Origin of the sequence: Rhodopirellula europaea 6C (assembly GCF_000338295.1) — a bacterium.
Classification (GTDB): domain Bacteria; phylum Planctomycetota; class Planctomycetia; order Pirellulales; family Pirellulaceae; genus Rhodopirellula; species Rhodopirellula europaea.
Genome location: NZ_ANMO01000247.1, coordinates 1 through 21,915 on the forward strand (window position 1 = coordinate 1; position 21,915 = coordinate 21,915).

General features: G+C 55.4%; 14 protein-coding genes. 1 reads left to right on the forward strand and 13 read right to left on the reverse strand.

From position 1 onward, the window contains the following. The 5 genes from RE6C_RS26235 to RE6C_RS26255 form a co-directional block, all read right to left on the reverse strand. Nucleotides 1–824 (reverse strand): Crp/Fnr family transcriptional regulator (locus tag RE6C_RS26235; protein ID WP_039963518.1); only part of this gene is annotated, 824 nt, incomplete at its 3' end. A gap of 129 nt (nucleotides 825–953) precedes the next feature. After that, nucleotides 954–1,244: a putative quinol monooxygenase gene (locus RE6C_RS26240; RefSeq protein ID WP_008661544.1), complete on the reverse strand. Its 291-nt coding sequence runs from the start codon at nucleotides 1,242–1,244 to the stop codon at nucleotides 954–956. A gap of 66 nt (nucleotides 1,245–1,310) precedes the next feature. Continuing rightward, the gene (gene polX, locus RE6C_RS26245; RefSeq protein WP_236618538.1) at nucleotides 1,311–3,044 is read right to left on the reverse strand and encodes a DNA polymerase/3'-5' exonuclease PolX; all 1,734 of its coding nucleotides are present in this window, start codon (nucleotides 3,042–3,044) and stop codon (nucleotides 1,311–1,313) included. A 45-nt stretch (nucleotides 3,045–3,089) separates the two neighbouring features. Next, nucleotides 3,090–3,884, reverse strand: a complete 795-nt coding sequence (locus RE6C_RS26250) for an ATP-binding protein (protein ID WP_008661546.1) — start codon at nucleotides 3,882–3,884, stop codon at nucleotides 3,090–3,092. Next, nucleotides 3,874–4,557 carry an MOSC domain-containing protein gene (locus RE6C_RS26255; RefSeq protein ID WP_008661547.1) on the reverse strand — a complete coding sequence of 228 codons (684 nt, stop codon included), beginning with the start codon at nucleotides 4,555–4,557 and terminating at the stop codon, nucleotides 3,874–3,876. Before RE6C_RS26255 ends, RE6C_RS26250 begins: the two co-directional genes overlap by 11 nt. A gap of 138 nt (nucleotides 4,558–4,695) precedes the next feature. Between RE6C_RS26255 and RE6C_RS26260 the strand changes: the two genes are divergently transcribed. Continuing rightward, nucleotides 4,696–6,429, forward strand: a complete 1,734-nt coding sequence (locus RE6C_RS26260; protein WP_008661549.1) for an IlvD/Edd family dehydratase — start codon at nucleotides 4,696–4,698, stop codon at nucleotides 6,427–6,429. A gap of 10 nt (nucleotides 6,430–6,439) precedes the next feature. Here the strand turns inward: RE6C_RS26260 and RE6C_RS26265 are convergent, their stop codons facing one another. The 8 genes from RE6C_RS26265 to RE6C_RS26305 form a co-directional block, all read right to left on the reverse strand. Next, nucleotides 6,440–8,440 carry a vWA domain-containing protein gene (locus RE6C_RS26265; RefSeq protein ID WP_008661552.1) on the reverse strand — a complete coding sequence of 667 codons (2,001 nt, stop codon included), beginning with the start codon at nucleotides 8,438–8,440 and terminating at the stop codon, nucleotides 6,440–6,442. Continuing rightward, nucleotides 8,440–9,978, reverse strand: coding sequence for an arylsulfatase (locus RE6C_RS26270; RefSeq protein WP_173401836.1), 1,539 nt, complete (start codon nucleotides 9,976–9,978; stop codon nucleotides 8,440–8,442). The genes RE6C_RS26265 and RE6C_RS26270 overlap by 1 nt, the downstream gene beginning before the upstream one ends. Before the next feature lie 200 nt (nucleotides 9,979–10,178). Next, entirely contained in the window at nucleotides 10,179–11,648 is a 1,470-nt protein-coding gene (locus RE6C_RS26280; RefSeq protein WP_008661556.1) for an arylsulfatase B, read from the reverse strand. Nucleotides 11,649–11,913: 265 nt separating this feature from the next. Beyond that, nucleotides 11,914–12,318 (reverse strand): endonuclease domain-containing protein, encoded by a 405-nt coding sequence (locus RE6C_RS26285; RefSeq protein ID WP_008661557.1) that lies wholly within the window; start codon nucleotides 12,316–12,318, stop codon nucleotides 11,914–11,916. Nucleotides 12,319–12,534: 216 nt separating this feature from the next. Further along, nucleotides 12,535–14,061, reverse strand: coding sequence for a glycoside hydrolase family protein (locus RE6C_RS26290; RefSeq protein WP_008661559.1), 1,527 nt, complete (start codon nucleotides 14,059–14,061; stop codon nucleotides 12,535–12,537). Beyond that, entirely contained in the window at nucleotides 14,058–16,415 is a 2,358-nt protein-coding gene (locus tag RE6C_RS26295) for a right-handed parallel beta-helix repeat-containing protein (RefSeq protein ID WP_039963512.1), read from the reverse strand. Before RE6C_RS26295 ends, RE6C_RS26290 begins: the two co-directional genes overlap by 4 nt. Then, nucleotides 16,412–19,969: a dienelactone hydrolase family protein gene (locus RE6C_RS26300; RefSeq protein WP_008661561.1), complete on the reverse strand. Its 3,558-nt coding sequence runs from the start codon at nucleotides 19,967–19,969 to the stop codon at nucleotides 16,412–16,414. The genes RE6C_RS26295 and RE6C_RS26300 overlap by 4 nt, the downstream gene beginning before the upstream one ends. 71 nt (nucleotides 19,970–20,040) lie before the next feature. Continuing rightward, nucleotides 20,041–21,909 (reverse strand): sulfatase, encoded by a 1,869-nt coding sequence (locus RE6C_RS26305; protein ID WP_008661564.1) that lies wholly within the window; start codon nucleotides 21,907–21,909, stop codon nucleotides 20,041–20,043. Between the last annotated feature and the right edge of the window lie 6 nt (nucleotides 21,910–21,915).

Sequence of the window (21,915 nt, forward strand, 5' to 3'; positions counted from 1 at the left end):
CCCGACGGAAACCCCATGTAGTTTTCAATTCGCGAACTTTGTCCCGCTTGGCCGCCCGGCCCCATTCGATCGACGACCAATGTTTGCAAACCCTCGGATGCTCCGTAAACCGCGGCGGCCAAACCAGCCGGCCCCGCGCCAACGATCAACACATCGTAGAGCTCATCAGGAATGTCTCGACAAATCCCCAAACACTCGGCGACATCGGCGAGCGATGGTTTGCAAACGACACGCTTGCCGCATCCCAAAACCGGAGTGTCCTTCTCTGTGACGCCCCACTCTCGCAGCAACTTCTGGCCCGCATCGGTGTCCGTGTCAAACAGCGTGTGCGGAACCTTGTTCTTGTAAAAGAACTCTTGCAAGTGCATCGTCTCTTTCGAATGACTCGATCCAGCCAGACGAATGCCCAAAAATCCAGACGATTCCAATCGCGCACGGCGGAGTTGAAACGCATCGAGCAATTTGTCGCTCAACGTTGGGATCTCACCCAGCATGCGTCGAATTCGACACGCGGTCACCTCGATCGTTTCACAGTCACCTTTGGCAACGGCACTGATCACGGCCGGACGCCCGGTGAGCAAGTCGACATCGCCGGCGAACGAATTGGCTTCGTGGAGGGCGACCTCACGAGGTTCGCCGTGCGAATGATCCAGGATGCGTACCGCCCCCGATTTGACCGCGAAAAACGAATAGTCCATTTCGCCGAGGTCAAACAACTGTTCGCCATCGGAGAATCGACGAACCGTTCCGATGTCTTCCAAACAAGCCAATTCTTCCTCGGTCAATCGAGGAAACGCTGCACTGTCAGACGGTTCGTGAAGCATTGATGTGATCCGTACGGATGAAGAGCCTTTGAGATTCGCCTAATAGACCAGATCTCGGCCGATAAAAATCCCCTCCGCAGAACCAGCCAACGAACTCAATTTGCGCCGCTTGGAATCGCAAACGGGCGGTCAGACGATCTGCGTCATCTCATGAATTTGGATGCCTTCCAAAGCTCCTTCGGTTGCCGCACCAAAATCTTTGAGCGGCTGACCGGCGGAGTGTTGCTGCCACAATTCGCGAGTTTCCCAGTTCTCGTAGAACATGAAATGAACCGGATTTTCGTTGTCCTGGTGCAAGTCGTAGTTGACGCAGCCTTCTTCTTTCAGCGTCGGTGGAATCAGCTTCAACAATTCGCTTTTGACGATTTCGACTTGGTCTTCTTTCGCGGTGATGTGTGCGACGATGGTCAGGTTTGCCATGAGAATTCAATGAATGGTTGAAGGGAATTTCCACCGCCGGACAATCCGCGGTGCGACAAGATTGTTTCAGCTGCCAACTTCGGCCAACTTTTTCGCGAACGCTTCGTAGGACAACGTGTTGGCAACATCCGCTGCTGTCAGCCCACCACGACGAGCTTGCCGAATACCATACCGCATCACCCACAAACCATCGGTGACGTGCGCGTCAGTGTTGATCACGATCGGAATGCCACGTTTCTTCGCGGCCGACAAGTGAACATCGTTCAAATCTAAACGAGCGGGATTCGCGTTCAGTTCCAAGAACTTGTTGTTCTCTTTCGCCGCTTGCATCACCGCATCCATGTCCACATCGTAAGCCTCGCGGCGATTCAAAATTCGACCGGTCGGGTGAGCGATGCAATCAACATGCGGGTTTTCGATCGCTCCCAGAATTCGATCCGTGATCTGATCGCGTGGCTGTTTCTGGCCATAGTGAACACTACCGAGAATCCAATCGCCCTGTTCCAAAACCTCGTCGGGCAAATCCATCCCGCCGGCCTCGAGGATGTCGCACTCGATACCTTTCAGGATCACCAAACGGCCTTCGTACTGCGGACGAATCTCGTCGATGATCTCCCATTGCTTCAGCAAACGCTCCGAATCCAATCCGCCCGCCATCGTCACGCGTTTGCTGTGATCAGTGATTGCGATGTATTTCAAACCTCGCTCGATCGCCGCGTCGGCCATTTCGGCAATCGTGTTCTGGCCATCCGTCGCCGACGTGTGCATGTGCAAGTCGCCCAGCACGTCATCGGTGTCGATCAGATTTGGCAAGGAGTCCGATTTGGCCCATTCGAATTCGTTTCGATCTTCACGCAACTCCGGTGCAATCCATGGCAAACCGATCGACTGGTAGACATCCTCTTCCGTCGCACCGGCAACGCGAGATTCATCGTCGAGCTTGAAGACACCGTACTCGTTGATTTTGAACCCATGATCCTTCGCGATTCGCCGCACGTGAATGTTGTGTGCTTGACTGCCCGTGAAGTACTGCAGAGCGGCGCCAAATTCCTCCGCGTCGACCAAACGCATGTCGACTTGGAATGCTTTGCCAACTCGGATCGACATCTTCGTGTCACCACGTCCGATGATGGAAACCAAGCCAGGAAAATTCGCCAAGTGATCCATCGCTGCTTCTCGGTCCGACGCGACCGCCAGCAAATCCAAATCGCCGACCGTGTCGCGACCTCTTCGATAGCTGCCCGCCCATTCCATTTGTTCGATCGCATCACACGCCTGCATGTGCCCGCCGATCTCACGCGTCAACTCGTCCGCCTTCGACCAATAGATCCGTTCCGACGCGGCTTTCGCAATCGCCATCCCGTCCAGAATCGCGGCCTCGGTTTTTTTGGCAAATCCTTTCAAACTGGCGACTCGGCCTTCGCGGCACGCGGCGGCCAAATCTTCCAGCGATTCAATACCCAACTCTTCGCGAAGCTTGCTGGCTTTTTTCGCCCCCAGCCCCGGAATTCGAGACATTTGAATGACGACTTCCGGCACCGCTTCACGGAGTTCCTCCAATTGAGGAAGCGATCCGGTTTCGAGCAAAACCTTGGTCTTTTCCGCAATTGTTTTGCCAATCCCGGGCAGTTTCGAGAGATCTCGTTCGGGATCAGCCGCCAAATTCGCGATCGGTTCATCGAGGTCGCGAATCGCGCGAGCACCGTTTTGGTAGGCGCGAATACGGAATGGGTTTTCACCCCGAAACTCGAGCAGCTCAGCGAGCTCTTCGAAGACGGCGGCAACGGCGGAATTGTCCATGGGAACGATTCGAACAAAGGCTTCTCGGGCGGTCAATAGAAGCCATCATTCGACGTCGGAGACGCTTTTCTTGCAATGGTGTGGCCAGCTGATGCTCACCTTGGTTCCCGATTGCCCGTCCGATTCCATTCGTAGCGATCCGGACAACGCATCGATCACCAACGACGCCACGGTCAATCCCAATCCGGCTCCGTCGCGTCGGTCTTTCCCCGTTCCTAAACACTCGAACGGTTCGCAGATCCTTTCTGCATACCGAGTGTCAAACCCAACACCGTTGTCCTGAATGGCAACCGATGTCATCTCATCCGTTTTGCTGATCGCGACGACCACCTGGAGCGGCCTTGACTCCGAGTTGAACATCAATGCATTGCGAAGCAGTTGAGTCAATGGGATCTCCATCAAATCACGCTGCACGCACGTCTTCGTGTCACCTTGCACCGTCAACGTGGCGACATCACCGCCGATCTTTTGCCACACGTCCGCGACCATGGTGGCAACACTGTATTCGTCGGCTCCATATCGTTGACTGGGATCACTCGACGTCGAATGCAACAACTCCAGACACTTCATGTGCAACGTCACCATTTGGGTCAGTTGCTGCATACGTTCGGCGGCTGTGCGAACCGTTTGCAACGAACGGCGTGCATCGTCCAAATCCAAGGGCTCCGTCAAAGCTTCGTCGACGAACCCTGAAAAGAACGCCACGTGTCGCGTCGGCGCACTCAGGTCGTGCATCAATCGGCGCAGATACTTCGTATCGATCACCGGGCCGGACGAATCCTCCGTCGACTCCGGCAGCGATTTGGCGGTCGATCCATCGGACAGGGGTTCAAGAGACATGTTTAGCACTCCGGCGAATCAAGTTTTCTTTCCAAGCTTCTGACAAACTCTGGCATCCAGCCAACCGTAGATCCGCCATCGCGTCGCGAGGTTTTGCAAACAAGATGTTGTTGGCCACATCGACGGTGAACTCAGGGTGGGGCCGCTGAATCAATTTCAACGTTTGGCCGGCCTGCACTTTCCCACTATGCAATACCCGCATGTACCATCCGGTCCGCCGCGTTGCCTGTACTCGCACCGCTAACTTAGGGAGGCCCCAACGCTGAGACAACTTCCAACACGGCTCTCGTGGCTGTGAAACTTGCAAGCGCAAACCATCAGCATTCGCAGATTGGCACTCAAAAACGTCGCCAATACAGACTTCTGATTCGAGCATTCCAGAAAGCGTCAGGTTTTCACCAAACGCACCGGAGCCCCATTTGGTCTCAGAAAATTCTTTTTCCCAAAAAGAATAATGTGACTCGCAGTAGCCCAAAACTGCCTTGTCGATTCCGCCGTGATGAACTTTGTCTGCTTGTTCATCTCCTTCGAGTCCCAGCTCAGAAGTTAGAACGGGTCCGGCCACAACATTTTTCTCAATCGCAGAAATCCAGGGTCGATCTGGATCGCCATCTTTGAGAAAAGACCGGCAAGCTCCAATTTGAACAGAAACAATTCGAAACGAATCAGTCATGGCGTAGCCCCTCTTGCACACGGCGACAATCATTGCCGGTAATCTGTCCGGCAATCCACTTTGGACGTCTTGCCCCTCGCCCAAAAGCTTGGCCCTATCCTAACGTTTGATTCCTTCCTCTTCGATCCGTCTATTGCCATGAATCTTTCTCCCGACCGTGACCCAACCCAATTGCGATCTCATCGTTGGTTCGGCCGAGACGACTTGCGTTCCTTTGGGCACCGTTCTCGATTGAAAGGAATGGGTTTCGACGACATTGACTATCGCGACCGTCCGGTCGTCGCGATTTTAAATACGTGGAGTGAGTTGAACACATGTCACTCGCATTTTCGTGATCGAGCCGATGAAGTTCGCCGCGGCATTTTGCAATCAGGTGGTTTCCCCGTCGAAGTGCCTGTGATGTCGCTGGGCGAAATGATGATGAAGCCCACAACGATGCTCTATCGCAACTTGCTCGCGATGGAAGTCGAAGAAGTTCTGCGATGCCATCCGATCGACGCTGCGGTGTTGATGGGCGGATGCGACAAAACCGTGCCCGCCATGTTGATGGGTGCGATCAGCGCCGACATCCCCAGCCTCTTCCTGCCCGCCGGTGCGATGTTGCGAGCTCGCTGGAAAGACCAAACTTTGGGCAGCGGCAGCGATGCTTGGAAGTATTGGGACCAACGCCTCGCCGGCAACCTTTGCGATCGAGATTGGAACCAAGTCGAAAACTGCATCGCCGCGTCAGCCGGCACTTGCATGACGATGGGAACGGCCAGCACGATGGCCTGCGTCGCCGAAGCGATGGGTTGGACACTTCCATCCGCAGCCACCATTCCCGCCGTGATGGCCGACCATTCGCGACTCGCCGTCGCAACAGGTCGCCGCGCCGTCGACATGGCGTGGGAGCAACTCAAACCCAGCAAGTTCTTCACCTCTCGCAGCATCGACAATGGACTGACAACGTCTTTGGCGATCGGCGGCAGCACCAACGCGATTGTTCACTTGATCGCCATCGCGGGCCGACTCGGCGAAACACTCACACTCGATCGATTCGACGAACTCTCTCGGCAAACGCCCGTTCTCGGTGACCTGCGTCCCGGCGGTCGTTTCCTCATGCAAGACTTCTTCGAAGCCGGCGGTTTGCCCGCCTTGCTGCAACGTCTTCGAGACCTCCTGAACTTGGATTGCAAAACCGTCGCGGGATCAACTCTCGGCGAACAAATCGAAGATGCCGAAGTCTACGACAACGAAGTCATCCGGACTCGCGAAAATCCGGTATCTCCGGCGGGAGGCGTCTGTCTGCTGCGTGGCAACTTGGCTCCGTCCGGCTGCGTGATCAAGTCCATCGCCGCCAGCAAAAAGTTGCTGCACCACCGCGGCAAAGCGGTCGTGTTCAACAACTACCCAGAGATGAAAGAACGGATCAACGACCCCGAGTTGGACGTCGATGAAAACAGCGTGTTGATTCTTCGTTCGGCCGGTCCACTCGGCGCCCCCGGTTTTCCTGAATGGGGAATGTTGCCGATTCCAAAGAAGCTTTTGCAATCAGGTGTCACCGACATGGTCCGCATGAGCGACGCGCGGATGAGCGGGACCAGCTACGGAACCTGCGTGCTGCACATCGCTCCGGAAAGCGCCGCGGGCGGACCATTGTCTCTGGTCGAAACGGGTGACGAGATCGAAATCAATGTACCGGAACGTTCGATCCACTGGCACATCGACGATGACGAATTGGCTCGCCGCAAAGCGAACCAACCGGGCGTTGCCCCCGAACCCGCTCGCGGTTACATGAAGCTCTACGCGAAACATGTCACGCAAGCCGACCAAGGATGCGACTTCGATTTCCTCGCCGGTCGTTCGCCGGGCGAAGAACCCGCCATCCATTGATCGAGTGCGACTACAGCGAAGGGACCGACATCCCCGATCCGCCACCGGATCGAGTCATCGGCATTCGTGGCACGCCAACCCGCGGTGTGGGCTTGGGGATCGATCGAGCTTGCACTTCAATTCCAAACGGCTTCTCCAATTCCCAATTGGCAAGATCAGCCCATGGCGTGCCACGATGTTGGTCGGCACATTCGTTCAACATCTGAGTCGCCTGCTCAGCCAACGCCGCGCCTCGCGATGTGCTCATTCGATACGAAGGCATGAAGTTCACCATGTTCGTATCAGGCTGAACAAATTCGCTCGCCGATTCACACGCCGCAATGTATTCGTGATACCGAGCCATCGCCGCCAACGTTCTTCCCCGAGCCAAAACGAACGCGGCTCGCCAACGCTCGGTCTCCTCCTCGCGAAGCAACTCTTGCCAATTGTGGGTGTTGGATCCCGACAACAAAGCATCGAGCGACTCCAGCGCATCTTCGCTTTTCGAACGTTCCCTTTTCAACCGGTTGCCAAATTGAGTTCGGAAATCAGAAGGCGTCAGATACCTCGCGGTGAACTGCATTGGATTGATCGCAGACCGCTGGCCCATGAACAACATCCGAGGCGCGGCGAATCGCTCTTTCTCTCGCATCGTCAAATCCGCGGCCTGCACCACAAACGACCGCAGCAAGCTATCACGAGCCGACATCCGAACATCCGTTTCGGAACGATAGCTCGGCATGTACTGCCGCAGCTTTTCAACGTCGTACTGATCCGACACGCCATCGTCATAGAGTGTGAAAGTCCCTCCGGTTTGCAACGCCAACCGCGTCAATCCGTAGGGACCGAAACCTGACAACACGCGTTCGCGATAGGCGGTTCCATACGACGGCAAAGCCGCCACGGGTTGAACCTTCACCAATTGCAACTCAACGTCCGCCTCATGCCAGTACGGCAAAAAGATTCGTTGCGGCACCGCCGACTCGGGACCTCGATCAACCGTCAGAAAGAACTCCCCACCGCCTCGCTTGTCAGACGTCCATCGCTGCAATCCCTTTTGCATTCCCATCACCGCGGTCGGTCCCAGAACATGCACCACCGCTTTGGCTTCGCGACAGTTCGCGATGGTGTACTCCAGCTTTTGAACATCGTCGCCGGACTCATCCGTCAACAACACCACCATCAATCGCTCTTTGCGTTTCGTTTTATGACGATAATGGTTCAGCACATTGTCGACCGCGGTCATCGTGTTCTCGATGCCACTCGAATCAACGGGAACTCGCGTCATGGCATCAATCGCATTGACACCGACCAGCGACGGAGGCGAAACCTCTTTGATCCCTCTACCAAACGCAACGACGCTGCTGAACAATCGATGTCGTTCGATTCCATCCGATGTGTCTGGACGAGACAACGCGCCGATCTCGTCATAGAATTCGCGGATTCGTCGGGCCATCCTACCGCGGTTGAGCTGCAAGCTGATTGAAGCATCTAGCAACCAAACCACCAACGTGTCGCCCTGCTTCAGCTCACCGCGAATCGCGTGTTCAATGGACTGGGTCGCCGATTCAATGCCATCGGCCGAACCGATTTGCTGTGTCGTTGAGACCATTCTTTCAGTCGGCGAGCCACCAGTTTCCGCCATCATCTTTCGAATCGACGCCAATCGGGTCTCCGGCGTCGATTGCAACATCTCCAACGAAGAGTCCTGCAAACCTTCCAAGGCTGGCATCAACTCAGGCAGGTCGACTTCCGTCAACTCCGACGTCGATGATGTATCAACGGGCTCCTCTTCAAATTCCAAATCACCCAAATCCGGCATTTCGAGCGACGCGATCGGCATCAAAGAGAATGCCGCGTCCTGCTCACCCAAATCCGCGAAACTCGCGGTGATCAATTGTCCCTCGCGATCCATCCAGTCGGGAAAGACCCACAGCCCCATCACCAGCAACGCGGCGGTATGAAAGATCATCGATATCAACCAAGGATGATCTTTCAGGTGCAAACGAATCTCTGCCAACGTGTCACGCATCAGTCGAGCGCCCTAAGGGGGAATTGTTCGCTAGGAACGTGTTGTTGTTTCGCGATCGCTTCAATCTTGGCCATCACATCGGGATACGATTCACTCACATCGGTCGACTCGGCCAAGTCCTTCGACAAGTCATACAGAGCAAACGCGGGCGGTTCGGCCTGCCCTTTCTTCAGTCGCTTGGAAAGGTCTTTGCGGATCGCTTTCCACTTGCCCATTCGGACCGCTTGCTGACCGCTGTAACCAGGAAATTCCCAATACAGGAATTCATGGTCCCGCTGTGCGGCGTCGTCACCATGAAGCAATGGCAGGAACGAAATACCATCCGTCTCGTTCGCATCCACGTCGACCCCAGCGGCGTCTGTGATCGTCGGCAAGAAATCCCACCACGCACCAATCCAATCTGAAGTTCGTCCGGCTGGCACCACGCCGGTTTGGCGAGCAATCATGGGCACGCGAATCCCGCCTTCATCGAGTTGCCCCTTCAAACCCTTCATGCCCGACGCGGAATCGAAGTAGTCGCTGTCCGATCCGCCCAAGCGGTCATAGGTGGGACCGTTGTCCGAGGTGAACAGAATCAACGTGTTTTCGCCCAAACCCATCGAATCAATCAGGTCCACGATTTGGCCCACGCCTTCGTCCATGCGAGTCACCATCGCGGCATAGCCCGCACGTGGTCGTGGGTGTTTTAAATAGCCGTGATGTTCATAGTCTGCCTCTTCGATCACACCTTCGTAGGCATCGACCTCTTCTTCAGGAACTTGAATCGAAAGGTGTGGCACCGCGAACGGAAGGTAAGCGAAGAACGGCTGGGTTGTGTCTTCGGCGACGCTTTGGCGAATGAACTCACACGCTTCGTTGACAAACTGATCCTGCGAATAGGTCTCACCATGCAACGTGCGATCGTTGCCGGGCTGAACCTCTTTGACTCGGTTGCGCCACAAAAATTTGGGGTAGTGATTGTGAGCGTGGCGTTGGCAATTGAAACCGTAGAACAGATCAAAGCCTTGCTCGTTGGGATCGCCCGTGGTTCCAAAGTGCCCCAGTCCCCATTTGCCGAACGCGCCCGTTCGATAGCCCACCGACTTCAAGTATTCTGCGATTGTGACTTCGTCGACAGGAAGCGGGTACTGGCCGGGAAATTCTAGCTTCAGTTCCTCTCGAACCGCCGGATCAATCTTGGGATCACCGTTGTTGCGAACATAGGCGTGACCGGGATGCTTGCCCGTCATCAAACAACAACGACTCGGTGCGCACACCGCGTTGCCGGAATAGAAGTTCGTCAGCTTGATCCCTTCCGCGGCCAACTGATCCAACCGTGGCGTCCGAATCTTGGTTTGCCCATAGCACCCCAGTTCGCTGTAGCCCAAATCATCCGCAACGATCAACACAATGTTGGGACGCGACGCGGTGGCTTCCTTCGCAACCGACTCTTCGGCCGAGACCTTGGTCGACAACAAGTTGGATACGCCCGCAACGCAGGCGAGCAGCAAGGTCCAACGGACCAAAATTTGAGAGGGCATCGAGACGGCTTGGTTCATGTTGTACTTCAAGTTGTAAAAAAGACTCGTGGCTCATATTCACGTCGCCGAAGCGGCGGCGACGCCTTCCCGCCTGCACCCCAGTGTCACTGTTTGAAATTCGCCAGTCAAATCACGGGACGATCCCGCAAGCGATTTCATCTGGACATCCCCGCAATTCATCCCGAACGGGACTTCCATCACCGTTGGGGATTTCGATTTCAATGGGCGGCCGGCTCTTCTTCGGGCAGCTTCCATTCTCGAGGCGGCCAGACTTCTGGATCGGGTAGTTGAGATTCCACGGCGGGGCCGACCAGCGAGGGGTATCGTTGCAACGCTCGATCCAGCCGACTTCGCACATTCTTTTCAGCCAGTTCCACCGGAGTGGTTTCATTCGGGTCGTTCTTCAAATCAAACAACTCACCCGCTTTCAACTTCCAACGGTCCGAGACCACCGTTTCTCCATCGAGCAACATCGTTCGCTCCGGCGGGGCAGCTTTTCCTGACAGGAACGGCAACAGATTCACGCCGTCGGTCCGCTCGGGCGGTTGTCCACCGGCGGCGGCCACCATGGTTGGCAACAAATCGACATAGCTGGCCACGGACTCATAGGTGACGCCCGCCGGAAATTCGCGAGGCCAACGCATCGTCGCCACAACTCGAACGCCGCCCTCCCAAGTCGTGAACTTGTTCCCGCGAAGAGGTTCATTGCTCCCACCGTGTTTCGGATCCGCTCCGTTGTCACTGTGAAAGACAACCAACGTGTTTTCTCTCATCCCGTTCCGATCGATCGCGTCCAAGATTCGGCCGATCTGTCGATCCATCGCAGTCGTCATCGCCGCGAACGTTTGACGAATCGAATTGCCCTTCCCACGCTTGCCATATTCCAACGCATTTTCGCGTTTGGCAATCTTGCGATCCGTGTTTGGCGCGAGCTTGCCGGTGGGATCAAATCCGTAATCGTCCAAATCTGACCGCAAGGCTTGAAGCGGCGAGTGCGGAGCGTTGAAGGCAACGTAGGCATACAGCGGTTGCTGCCCAGCATGTCGATCGATGAAATCCACAACCGCGTTGCCCACCAATTCAGTCGAGTAACCCTCTTCGTGCACACTGTCGTGATTGCGATGCCAATCCAATTGGCCGAAACGCTCTCGACTGAAGTAGTCGATCGCACCGTTGTAGTGCCCATAAAACTCCGTCATCCCATGACGCAGCGGATGAAACAAAGTTGAAGCCAGCCCCAAGTGCCACTTGCCAAACATCGCCCGATGATCGTAGCCCAGCTTCGCCAAATGTTCCGGTGTCGTTTCAAGCTCCGACGGCAGACCGTGCTTCTTGGTCGGCGAGACCACACCGCCCCAGATTCCAAAACGAAACGGGTACAAACCGGTCAGCACTCCCGCACGAGTCGGCGAGCAAATGGGGGTCACGTAAAACCGATCGAGCACCACCGACTCACGGGCCAGCCGATCGATGTTGGGCGTGCGAATATCACTGCCATGAAACCCAACATCATTCCACCCCAAGTCATCCGCAATGATGTGCACGATATGCGGCGGTTGCATTTCTACATCGGTCTCTGCCGAAACCTTCGCCCCAGCCCCCAAAAAGCATCCAAGGATTGCGAAGGCATATCCGATTCGCAAACCAAACGCCCACTTGCTGAAGCGTACACGAAGTCGTTTCACCATATTCATCCTCTCTCCAACCATGCCCAAGCACATTCCGCCGCCCCGCCGCCAATCCTATTGCACCGCAATATAGCAACGTGAAGTGTCCCAGGCTTGGGCGTCCGCCAAAGCCATTTCACCCTCCTGGCAGGAGGGTCGAGCGAAGCGAGGGGAGGTCGAACAGTGCCACACCAAACCAGCCGCGCCCCCAAACTTCTCAACTTTCCAATCCCTTCTACCAATCAGCCACCTGCACCAACCTTCCAGCAAACCTCTCAACTGAAGATCACTTCGGTTTGGGTTTCTTCGCGTGGACATTCCGCGCTCCGCTGCCCGTCTTCAACCTCGGCTGAAACGAATACTCCATCCCTATCGCTGCGACAATTGCACGAGCAACAGCTTCGGCATCGTTTTCGACTTCCTCATCCGTGAACCTCAAGACCTGCCACCCGCGTGATTCCAAGTCGCGCTGCCGACGCATGTCGCGCTCGATCGTCGCATCGTGGTAGCCACCATCAATCTCAACGACAAGTGATTTCGCGAGGCACGCAAAGTCAACGATCCAAGGTGCAATGGAATGTTCGCGACGAAACTTGAGTCCGCAAACTTGTTGCCCGCGAAGGATTGACCAGAGCAAGCCTTCGGATCGAGTGCTGTTCTTGCGGCGATTGCATGCGTGGTCGTGGGACATTCAGGAATGGCTCCGTGCGAGTCCCCTCCCCTCGCTTCGCTCGACCCTCCCAGAGGGAGGGTGAAGTTTTTTGGCCGGTGAAGTGAAGTTGGGTGGCGACATTCTAGCGTGATTCGGACGGAAGCGTTCGAACACTTCCTCAATTCACCCTCCTGGCAGGAGGGTCGAGCGGAGCGAGGGGAGGCCGAACAGTGCCACACCAAACCAGCCTCCAACTCAATCAAACATCAATTCCACCGCATCCAGCACGGGTTTCGAATCGTTCTCGGTGGTGTCTTCCAACTTGATCTCAAACTGGTAGCCAAACCCTTCGGGCAACTTGGACAGATCCAGCTCAGCAGGCGTTCGCGCAACTTGTTTGGCGAAGCCGGGCACGTGGTCGTAGCTTTCTTTGATGGTGGTCCACTCGGTCCACTGATCAATCGACTGATCTTGGTCGACATCCACGCCGACTCGAATTTGCACTCCGTCCACCCAAGGCCCATCGCTTACAAAGTCCATTGCCTGCTGCGTCGCGAGATAGAACTTGCCCTCGGCAAACATGATGTCCGGATCAGGATGGCCCTTGCCAATGTTGCCGCACCAAGTGAACGGTTCATCGATGCTCTTGGAAGTGAACCAACCGACGCTCATCGACTTGCTGTCCGCTGGATCGTAGTCGCAGAACAAGTAGTACTGGCCGCCGATCGAGATCGCGGCCCAGTCCCCGTACGCGTTCTGTTCTGGCTTGTGAATTTCATACTTCGCGATGTTCGTTTTAAATCGCTCAGGGTTTTCCTTCAACCAGTGCGGGTGCTTGTACGTTCCGATCTTACCGGTCGGCTTAGTGCGTTCGTCAATCGGTGGCGACAGCGCTTTGAAATCCTGCAGACCATCGGGACTGACCGCGTGCACAGCCAAAGGCGAATCCCACGCATGCGTCTGCGCGTTGATGGGACTCCAATCTTCCAAGATCAAATGAAACTGACCGTCCAAATCACGGATGATCGCACAATCCGATCCGTGCGTTGGATCGTCGTAGGCTATGCCTTTGTTCTCGCCCGGCAGGCCGTCGAACAAATCGTCATCCACGTAAACATGCGGGTCTTGGTCGTTGGGGAAATCGTAGTAAAAGTACGCCTTGCCGTCCGCGAATTCTGCGGTGGTCATCCACTTGGCAAAGCTTTCCGTGATCGGGCCATGGTGCACCCAGTTGACCATGTCACGACTCTGCCAAGCGTGATAGCCACCGAGGCGTTTTTTCAAGCCGCCGGGTGCGTCGTATTGATTGGCAAACGGAGTCGTCATCAGCGGCATCTCAAATCCGTCCAGCGTTGCAGGCTCCGGTTGAAACGGAGCTTGTTTGGATCGGTCTTTGCGGTTTCGGCCATTTCCATATCGACCAAACATCCAGTAGTTGTCTGATCCGAGACTCAACATCACCGGCGCGTCACCCAAATTGACTGGTCCGAGGTTTCCCGCTGGTTCCCAGTTCAACCAATCGGCCGACTGAGTCACAACAATGGACTTGGCCGACCGCTTTGACGGAAACGTTTTCAGCTCACTCTTCAAAGTCGCATGCTTGGCCGTCGGAACAGCTTGGCCATCCTTCAGCTTGAGTTCAGAACTCGATTCCAAGCCCGACGTCCACTGTTCCTGCGTTTCAATCCGCCAGGTCTCATCGGACACTGCGAGATTCGGACAACAGACCATGCCAAGCAGCAATGCGGTCAAGGAGGCGTTCAACGATCGTCGTGATTTCATGGTGTGTCCTTTGCGTTGTCGGTGTGGGTGATTGGTTTCAGTTCATTGTCGATGCCAAGATCCGTCACCGGACCAAGGCTGCTGACGTGATTGCCGCTCGACAATTCCGCCAAAACAATGGGGTGCTGTGTATCGTTGGTGAGCGTGATGTCAGAGGCTCGATAGGTCTTCGGAGCGTGTTTTTCAAAGAGCGTCTCATGCCCCTTTGGAACATTTGGAAAGTCAACGCTCAAGAAATCAAATCTCAAAGCGTAGCCAACGATGATCGGACGCAGCGTTTCTTCCGCAGGCGAGCGTTGCCACAGCCGGATGTCATGCCCCTTGCCCTTGATCGCCGCCAAAGGGTGATCACCGAGTGAATGAGGAGCAGGCAGCACCTCCAGATCAATTTGCTGACCCGAGTGAGAATCGGAGTGCACGTACAACAGAGGCCCGTAAGCTGCGTTGCCGCTGCAATTTCGGATCACACCGCGCCGAGGCAATGAATAACCCTGCACGACGCAGTCGAGGACTTCGCAATTGGTGACCGTCGCCTTCTTCGCCATGTAAAGCTTGATTCCGCCGCGTGATTTTTTCACTACACAGTTATCAACGATCATTTCTCCGGCGCCCTTGTAGGCTCGGATGCCGTCTTCGGTGCAGTTGATCATGTGGTCGCGAGGAATTGGCAGCCCACGAACGTCTTCTGGCCACTGCAATTTGTAATTGAACCGTTTAGCCAAATCACCATCGTCGGTTTCAGCGTAACAATCGTTGCTGCGCCGAACCGTGCCCTCGACGATCGTGTTTCGAACCGTCGTGCGGTTGCCACCTTGCACGAAAATCGCGTGGCCAAAGGCTTCCATCTTGATCTGGCAACCGTCGATCACGGCATCGTTTCCCGTGATTTGAATGCCGCAGTGTTTCCTCAGCCGAAGCACACTGCCGCCACCGATGCCGAACATATTGCCGTATCCATACGGGTACGATCCACGAATGATCATCTTCATCCCGATCACCCGATTGTTGTCGCCCCGAATCACCATCTCGTTCATTCGGCCATACTTGCGGCCTTGGTTGTAGCTCCCAAAGTCAGTCACTTCGGTTGAGCCGCCGGGATAGGTGTCTTCGATCGAACCGCCACGGATGGTGATATTGCTTCCAGTCAACTGAAACAAATTCCGCCCTGATGCCACTTCGATCGGGACATCCAACTTAACGCCGCTCAGCTCTACCTCATTGTCTGAACCGGAGAACACCAATCCCTTCCGGTCTGCAATCTGATAGTCGCCAGGCCTCATCACAATTTGCTGTCCGCTCTGCCTGGCAGCCTGTCGCAATTCGTCGATCGAGTCGACCGGCACGATCGGGCGTGCGGTGTGCGAGTCGTCAGCGTCGACCGGCAACAGCTTGTGCACGCGAAATTTTGAATACACGTGATGCGTCCCGACCATTCGGAAACCAAAGAAGCCTTCGCGATACGCAACGCCGCCTTCAGGCCCCAGTTGCGTCATCCGTTGAAAAATCTTGCCATCAGAATCTCGGTCTTCCAATTCGACTGAGTCGCCTTGTCGAAATTGATAGACCAACCTTCCGTCCAGGATGTACTGAACCACGTCATCAAAAGCGACCAACTGAACGGTCATCTTGCGATTGGGCTGGATCAGATAACCAGGGTGATTGTCTTGTTCGTTCAAAGCCACGTGCGGAACCGGTTTGCCGTTCTTTGACCGTGGGTAGCGGCGCATGCGAGTCGTCGTGTTCTTGCGTCCTCCACTGCTGGCGTAGTAGCCATGCATCTTGTCGTAGTCCGTGAACTTCCCCGAATAGCGAGATTCATCAAACAATCCCTTCTCTGGATCCGCGGGATCGATCGCCATCCAAAACTGATTCAAATCCCGCGATTCCACACCGCGAATGGCGGGATCATGGGTGGGGCAAACCACGTCATACGTGATCGCGATTCGCGTCGGCAATTTTTTCCGGTACCAAACCGTGCAGCCGCGTCCCGGAACCAAACAATCCAACGTCCCATCCTTCGCTTGAACCGAAGCCTCTGGGAAGCCTTTGCGGTCTTCGATCTGCACCACCCAGTCGTCGAGCGTTTCAAAGTTGTCTTTCGCGAGCAACTTGCCAACACGAAAGTTCCCCACGCCATAGCCGAGCACAACAGGCGACGACTCGTCCGTCTGAACAGCTCCCGACGATTCGACCTGGCTCGCCGATTCAGCACCCTCCACGACGAAGTGACCACCGCCGAGCAACACGGCGAGAACAACGAACAAACGGGATGCAAACAGAGAACGCTGCATGGAAATGACTATTGAACCAAGCTTCGTAATTGGACAAGAAAGCAAACAACACATGCCGTTCATTCGGTTGCCCTCGCTTCTACATTGGTTGCCGTGTCACTGCATTGAACCCAGACATCTCGATGATACTTGTTGTCCTCCGCCGCCACTTGCGAGTTCAGCACGCTGGACAGACGTTTCCAGGTCCCATTCGCGTTTGAGCCGCCTTCGGCGGGAGGTTCGACCATGGCGTATCCCACCAAACGTTTCCACTTGCTGTGGTTGCGATCGAGAAAGTAGCCACGAACGCTAGCGAAATAATCTCGCTGTGGGTGATCGCTCGGCAGATCCAAATCCAGCGGTTGGTTTTCGACAAAGTAATAAGGATCAGTGGTCAGAATGTTTTGCCCAGTTTCGGCGTGTTCGACTTCAAACACCGGCAACGATCCGGAAACCGGCTTCGCAAACAACTGCATCGACACGCCATCCCGAACAACCGTCGTCATGGGGCACTGGTCCGCACTGAAGTCCAACAGCCCATAATCGACGTGGTCCACCAGCGATTGAGCCCGCTTCATGGTTTCCGCTTTTTCACCAACAACCAGGTAGCTGCGGAACCAAATCGTCGATCCCGGAACGATGCGAAGCTTTGGAATGATCTCGCAAACGTCGTAGTTGCGAAAACTGTTTTCCGGCCGAGTCGCCCAGTCTTTCCATTCGTTGTTGTAGAGCGGATGGCTCGCACGCCAATCGCGATACAACGAGTGTTTGAATTGGCAATAAGCTTCGCCGTTGGCCTTGCGTTCCAACTCGCGTTCCAGATGTTTGTCGCGACCGTACACCAACGCCAAACTTGGGCTGTCTTCCGCATCGGATTGACACGATAAATTCCAACCCGCGGTTTCGCGAACGTCCACGGTGCCGTGTTCGCTCAAAAAGCCTTCCCGCTCAAGCAATTCGCCTTCCGGAGACGCCACGTACCGAAGCGGCAAACTGCTGATCCGTGTGCCGCCCCATGGTGCATTGAGGTGATCAAAAACGACGTCCTCTCGTTGGCTGAAGTTGTGCGCCACCCAAGTCATCTCGATCACGCCATCGCCCGCATCGCGAATTTGTGTGTAGTACAGCAACGGCGACCGATGCACGCTTCGGATCTGCGGAACCAAACCCCAGTTCAACATTCGAATGGCACGAGCGTCTTCGTCAATCTCGTAGGCCAGCAGCGGGCAATACAGAGACTTCAGCTCCGACGAATTGGGGATGTACGCCCCCGAGTTGTGAACAAAGAAAGTGTCACTCAGCCCGAGTTCCGCCAGTTTGTTCTTGACCTCTTCGACTTGTGGCGATGATTGTTCCGGTCGACGTCGATTGGGCCGCTGTGTCTTGATGCCGTTGAACTGGGTGCACACAGCAACGAACTGCCAAACCTCATCGTTCCAAGGCGACAGTTTGCCACCGGGCTTTCTCCAAGATGGCGGCAAACTCTCGCCGAACGAGCCTCGCAGCGAATAGATTTGACCGCCTTTCCCCATTCGCAATTGAAACGAATTCGCGGGCGATTGTTGATGCTGCATTTCCACTTGGAAGACAGCCGCTTCATCGATCCGGTCGTCCCACACGCTTGGGCTGGGCGAATACTGCGTCTGAATTTTGGTTTCGCCGTTGACCGATTCGACACCAACTGTGGACCCAGGAAACACGTCCAATCTGGAATTGGCAGAGTTGGCCTTCTGGGCTGTCCAACGCAAGTTTCGAAATTGAGGTGGTTCGCCTTTCCAACGCCGACCGACAATTTGTGATTGAGCCGATTCGCCTCTGCCACTTGAAAGACGTTCGACATCGCTCAGTTTCAATTGACGAATGCCTTCCCAATTGGCAAGCGACTCTCCGGCGGCATTCTTAAAATCGTTGGGCGTTAACTCGATCGTTTGCCAAGTCTCACCGCCATCAAGCTCGACAGTCGCCGCATATTCATCAAACACGACCACCAACGAATTCGCTTGCACTGACTGCACCTCCAGAGTCAGCTTCGCGTTTGCGGGAGCTTTGTACTGATCGGCGCTGAGCTTGTTCGTCGTCCGAGCCCACTGTTCCGGCCGGTAGGTGAACCATTCACGCTCCCAATCGCTCGCGAAATCTTCGATGAGGTTGGTGTGTTGCTTGGTCGCTTTGACACCTGCGGCACGCAACTGTTCGGAGTCAAACATCCGGACCACCGAAGACAGGTTCACTTCGGCGGTGCGATACGTTCGGTAGTAGTAGCCAACGCCTTCCACTGTTTCAGACAACCGGTAGGTCACGTTGGCATAAACCCACAGAGGTTTGCCAGTACTTGAAATCGGCATCTTCGTGGTCCAGGCGTCATCACCTTCGGCAGCGGAAACATGGTGCCAGAATCGATGCACGACGTCGTCTCGATCGGATGGTGTTTCGCCGGGTTTGCCGTTTTGGGTGTAGTACACATCGACCGACTCGATCGGCATGAACGCATCCACCTGAACCGCGACTTTCGGAATGCCATCGGAACCATCCCAAACCATCGTCACCTTTGGTGTCTGGGGAAATTGGAAGGCGTTCTTTAGATGCTGATCAAACCAAAGCAACGTCGCCGCTTCATAGGCGGGCGTGTCTTGGTGGTTGTGATGGGGTGAGCAAGTCACCCGCCAATCTTGACTTTGAATCTCACTCACCGCACTGGGCAGGTCACCAATCCGTCCATGGAAATCATTCGCGGGGCTGAGGAACATGATCGGGCACTGGATCTCACTCAGACTCACGTCATCGCCCAATGTCTTGCGAAACAAATCGCTGTCGTTGTAGCGATCGCTGATTCCGCCGCATGATGGCGCAGCGGCTTTGACTCGAGGATCCACCGCGGTCAGCACTGTCAATTTGCCGCCCATGGAGTGCCCATAGACGCCGAGTCGGTTTGCGTCGACTTCCGGTTGCGATTCCAAAAACGTCAACGCTCGTCGGGCAGCGATCGCGCACAAGAACCAACCGCTGTTGCGTGGCGATTCCACATCGTCCAACGTCCACTCCGCGGGCTTCGCACTCGGGAACTGATTCTCAGGATTGCGTGATGGAGCGTGATAGCCATCCACCACGCCCCAGTCCGTGGTCAGCCTGTAGGCGGGATCATCCGTTTTCTGATCCCAGAACAGCTTCACTTCGTCACGAGAGACTCGGTGACCGGGTGCTGAGATCCGACCGGCCCATGCGATCGAGAACGTCGCATAACCTCGTTTCGCATTGGCAACGCAAGCCTTGTGGTCCGCGAATTGACCGCCGCCGTGAATTTGAACCAAGCCCGGCATATTCTTGGCACCTTTGGGAGCACCAAAGACCGCGGCGAGTTTGGCTTCGTGTCCCTTGAACACACCAATTCGAAAGCGAACGATTTTGAGATCGACGCCGTCCTCTTCCCATTCTTTCACTACCTCCACATTCAGAGGCTCGCTCGTGGGATCGAAGCCACGCCACATCTCCTCAAAATTTTCCGGAGCACGTCCGTCGACGAGCGAAGGCAAAGTCTCATCCAATTGTGCCGGCGCGGAATCCGCACCGCACAAAAAAACCATGAGAGCCAACAACACGCAACGAATCGGCGCACATCGATGACGAGGAGAGAACTTCATAGGATCGAGATTGGATTGGTGGGAATGATGGGGAATGAGAGCGGATCCGAGAGGCAGGCATTGCTGCCCAACTATTTCGCGATCGCTCGTTTCGAATAGGGCTCCGACGAATCCTTTGCGAATTTCATGGTCGGGTAACTGACCAGAAACTGATTTTCATCGATCAGGTTGAAAACGTAATGTGTCGCCTCTTTGGGCAATTCAACCTCCACACGGTCACCCACCATTTTCGCGGGCAGCCGATACCATTCCTCGTATCGTTCGCCTCCGTTGTCCGTGTAGATCAGATTGGCTTTCACCACCTTCGCCCCGTTTGTTTGAAACGTCGCCCACACGATGTTTCCGTCTCGCCCGTGATCGGACACCTCGCAAACCTTTTCTTTGTTGGGCAAACGACGCAAACAATTTGGGTTCAGATAGGGAGTGCTCGCAGCCGTTTCATCGAGACGTCGTTGCAGCTCTTCGTTCATCGCCGCTGCCTTCTCCGGCATGTCAGCGGCCAAGTTGTTGGACTCCTCGATGTCCACGCGTTGGTTCCGCTCGTCATAGAGGCGGTACAGCTCCAGCGGATTGCCACCGCCCTGCAAGACATCGTCCCAATTTCGAATCAGCTTGTAGCCGCCGACGCGAAGAGTGGACTGCATCGACGAGTGCGGGAAGTGCCAGAACATCGAATCACGAGGCTTTCCGTCGCGACCAACGATCAGGGACGCATCCGTTGGATCCGAAGCAAGCAACGACGACAGATCCGCCCCATCGAGATGTTGCTCGGCCGGTTTGGGTGTTCCGGTCCAAGACAAAATGGTCGGATAGAAATCCAAACCGTTGACCATCGCATTGGATTCTGTTCCCGGTGCGATCCCTGGGCCGCGAATGATCAATGGGACGCGGACGCCGCCTTCCTTCGCGTTGATTTTGCCTTTGTCGAGCGGATAGTTGTCGGTGATGATCTCGCCCGGATGACGCTCCATCCCGCCATTGTCCGACGTGAAGATGACGTACGTGTTCTCGCTCAGTGGATGTCCCGGCCAACGCGGGTCTTCCGTGGTGTCGAGGTAGCGCAACACGTTGCCAACATAGTGGTCCAGCATCTCAACCATCGCACCGTAGAACGGATTGCGTTGCCCTTCGAGCTCCCAGATCCTGGGATCAGTCGGGTACGGAACCTTCATTTTTTCACAGTACTTCCGCAGCAGCCGTTCCGATCGCGTGTGAATCGGAGCGTGCACCAAGTACGTCGCGTGATAGAGAAAGAAGGGTTCGCCTTTGGCTTCGTCTATGAACGACATCGCGTCAGCCACATTCTGATGAAACGGGAATCCATCCTCATCCAGCTTGTAGGGATCGTCGTCCGCATCGCTCGCGAATCCGGACAAACGGTTGGGACGCATTGGTCGGGTCACGCCTCGTTCGGCCCGAGTGAAATCGAAGCCTTGGTCTTCCGGTTGTGGGAACGCGAAATGATTGATCGCGACATGCCATTTTCCCGCGTGCCCCGTCCGATACCCGTTTTCGCGAAGCGCCTCGGCAATCGTGATTTCGCTCAACTTCATTCGGCCGCTGTACCACGGCGAGATCAGAGGCGTCCTCTCGGTGTAAGGCGACGGAGGTGCACCTCCAACGACATGAGTCTTCTGTGTCCTGGCGGGATGCTTGCCTGACAGAATCGCAGCCCTCGACGGGGCACAAGTTGGTGCAGGCGAATACGCTTGCCGAAACAAGACGCCCTGCTGACTCAACCGATCGATGTTGGGAGTCTCATAGGGGCAGGGTTCGTCGATGTCGTAGCAACCTACGTCTTGCCATCCGAGATCATCCGTCAACAGCAACACCACGTTGGGCTTGTCCGGACGATCCTGCGAAAACGCTGGAGCAGCGAAACCGATCGCACCAAGAACGGCGCACGTGGCCAATGCCTGAATTTTCAGGAAGCGAGACATGAGGGT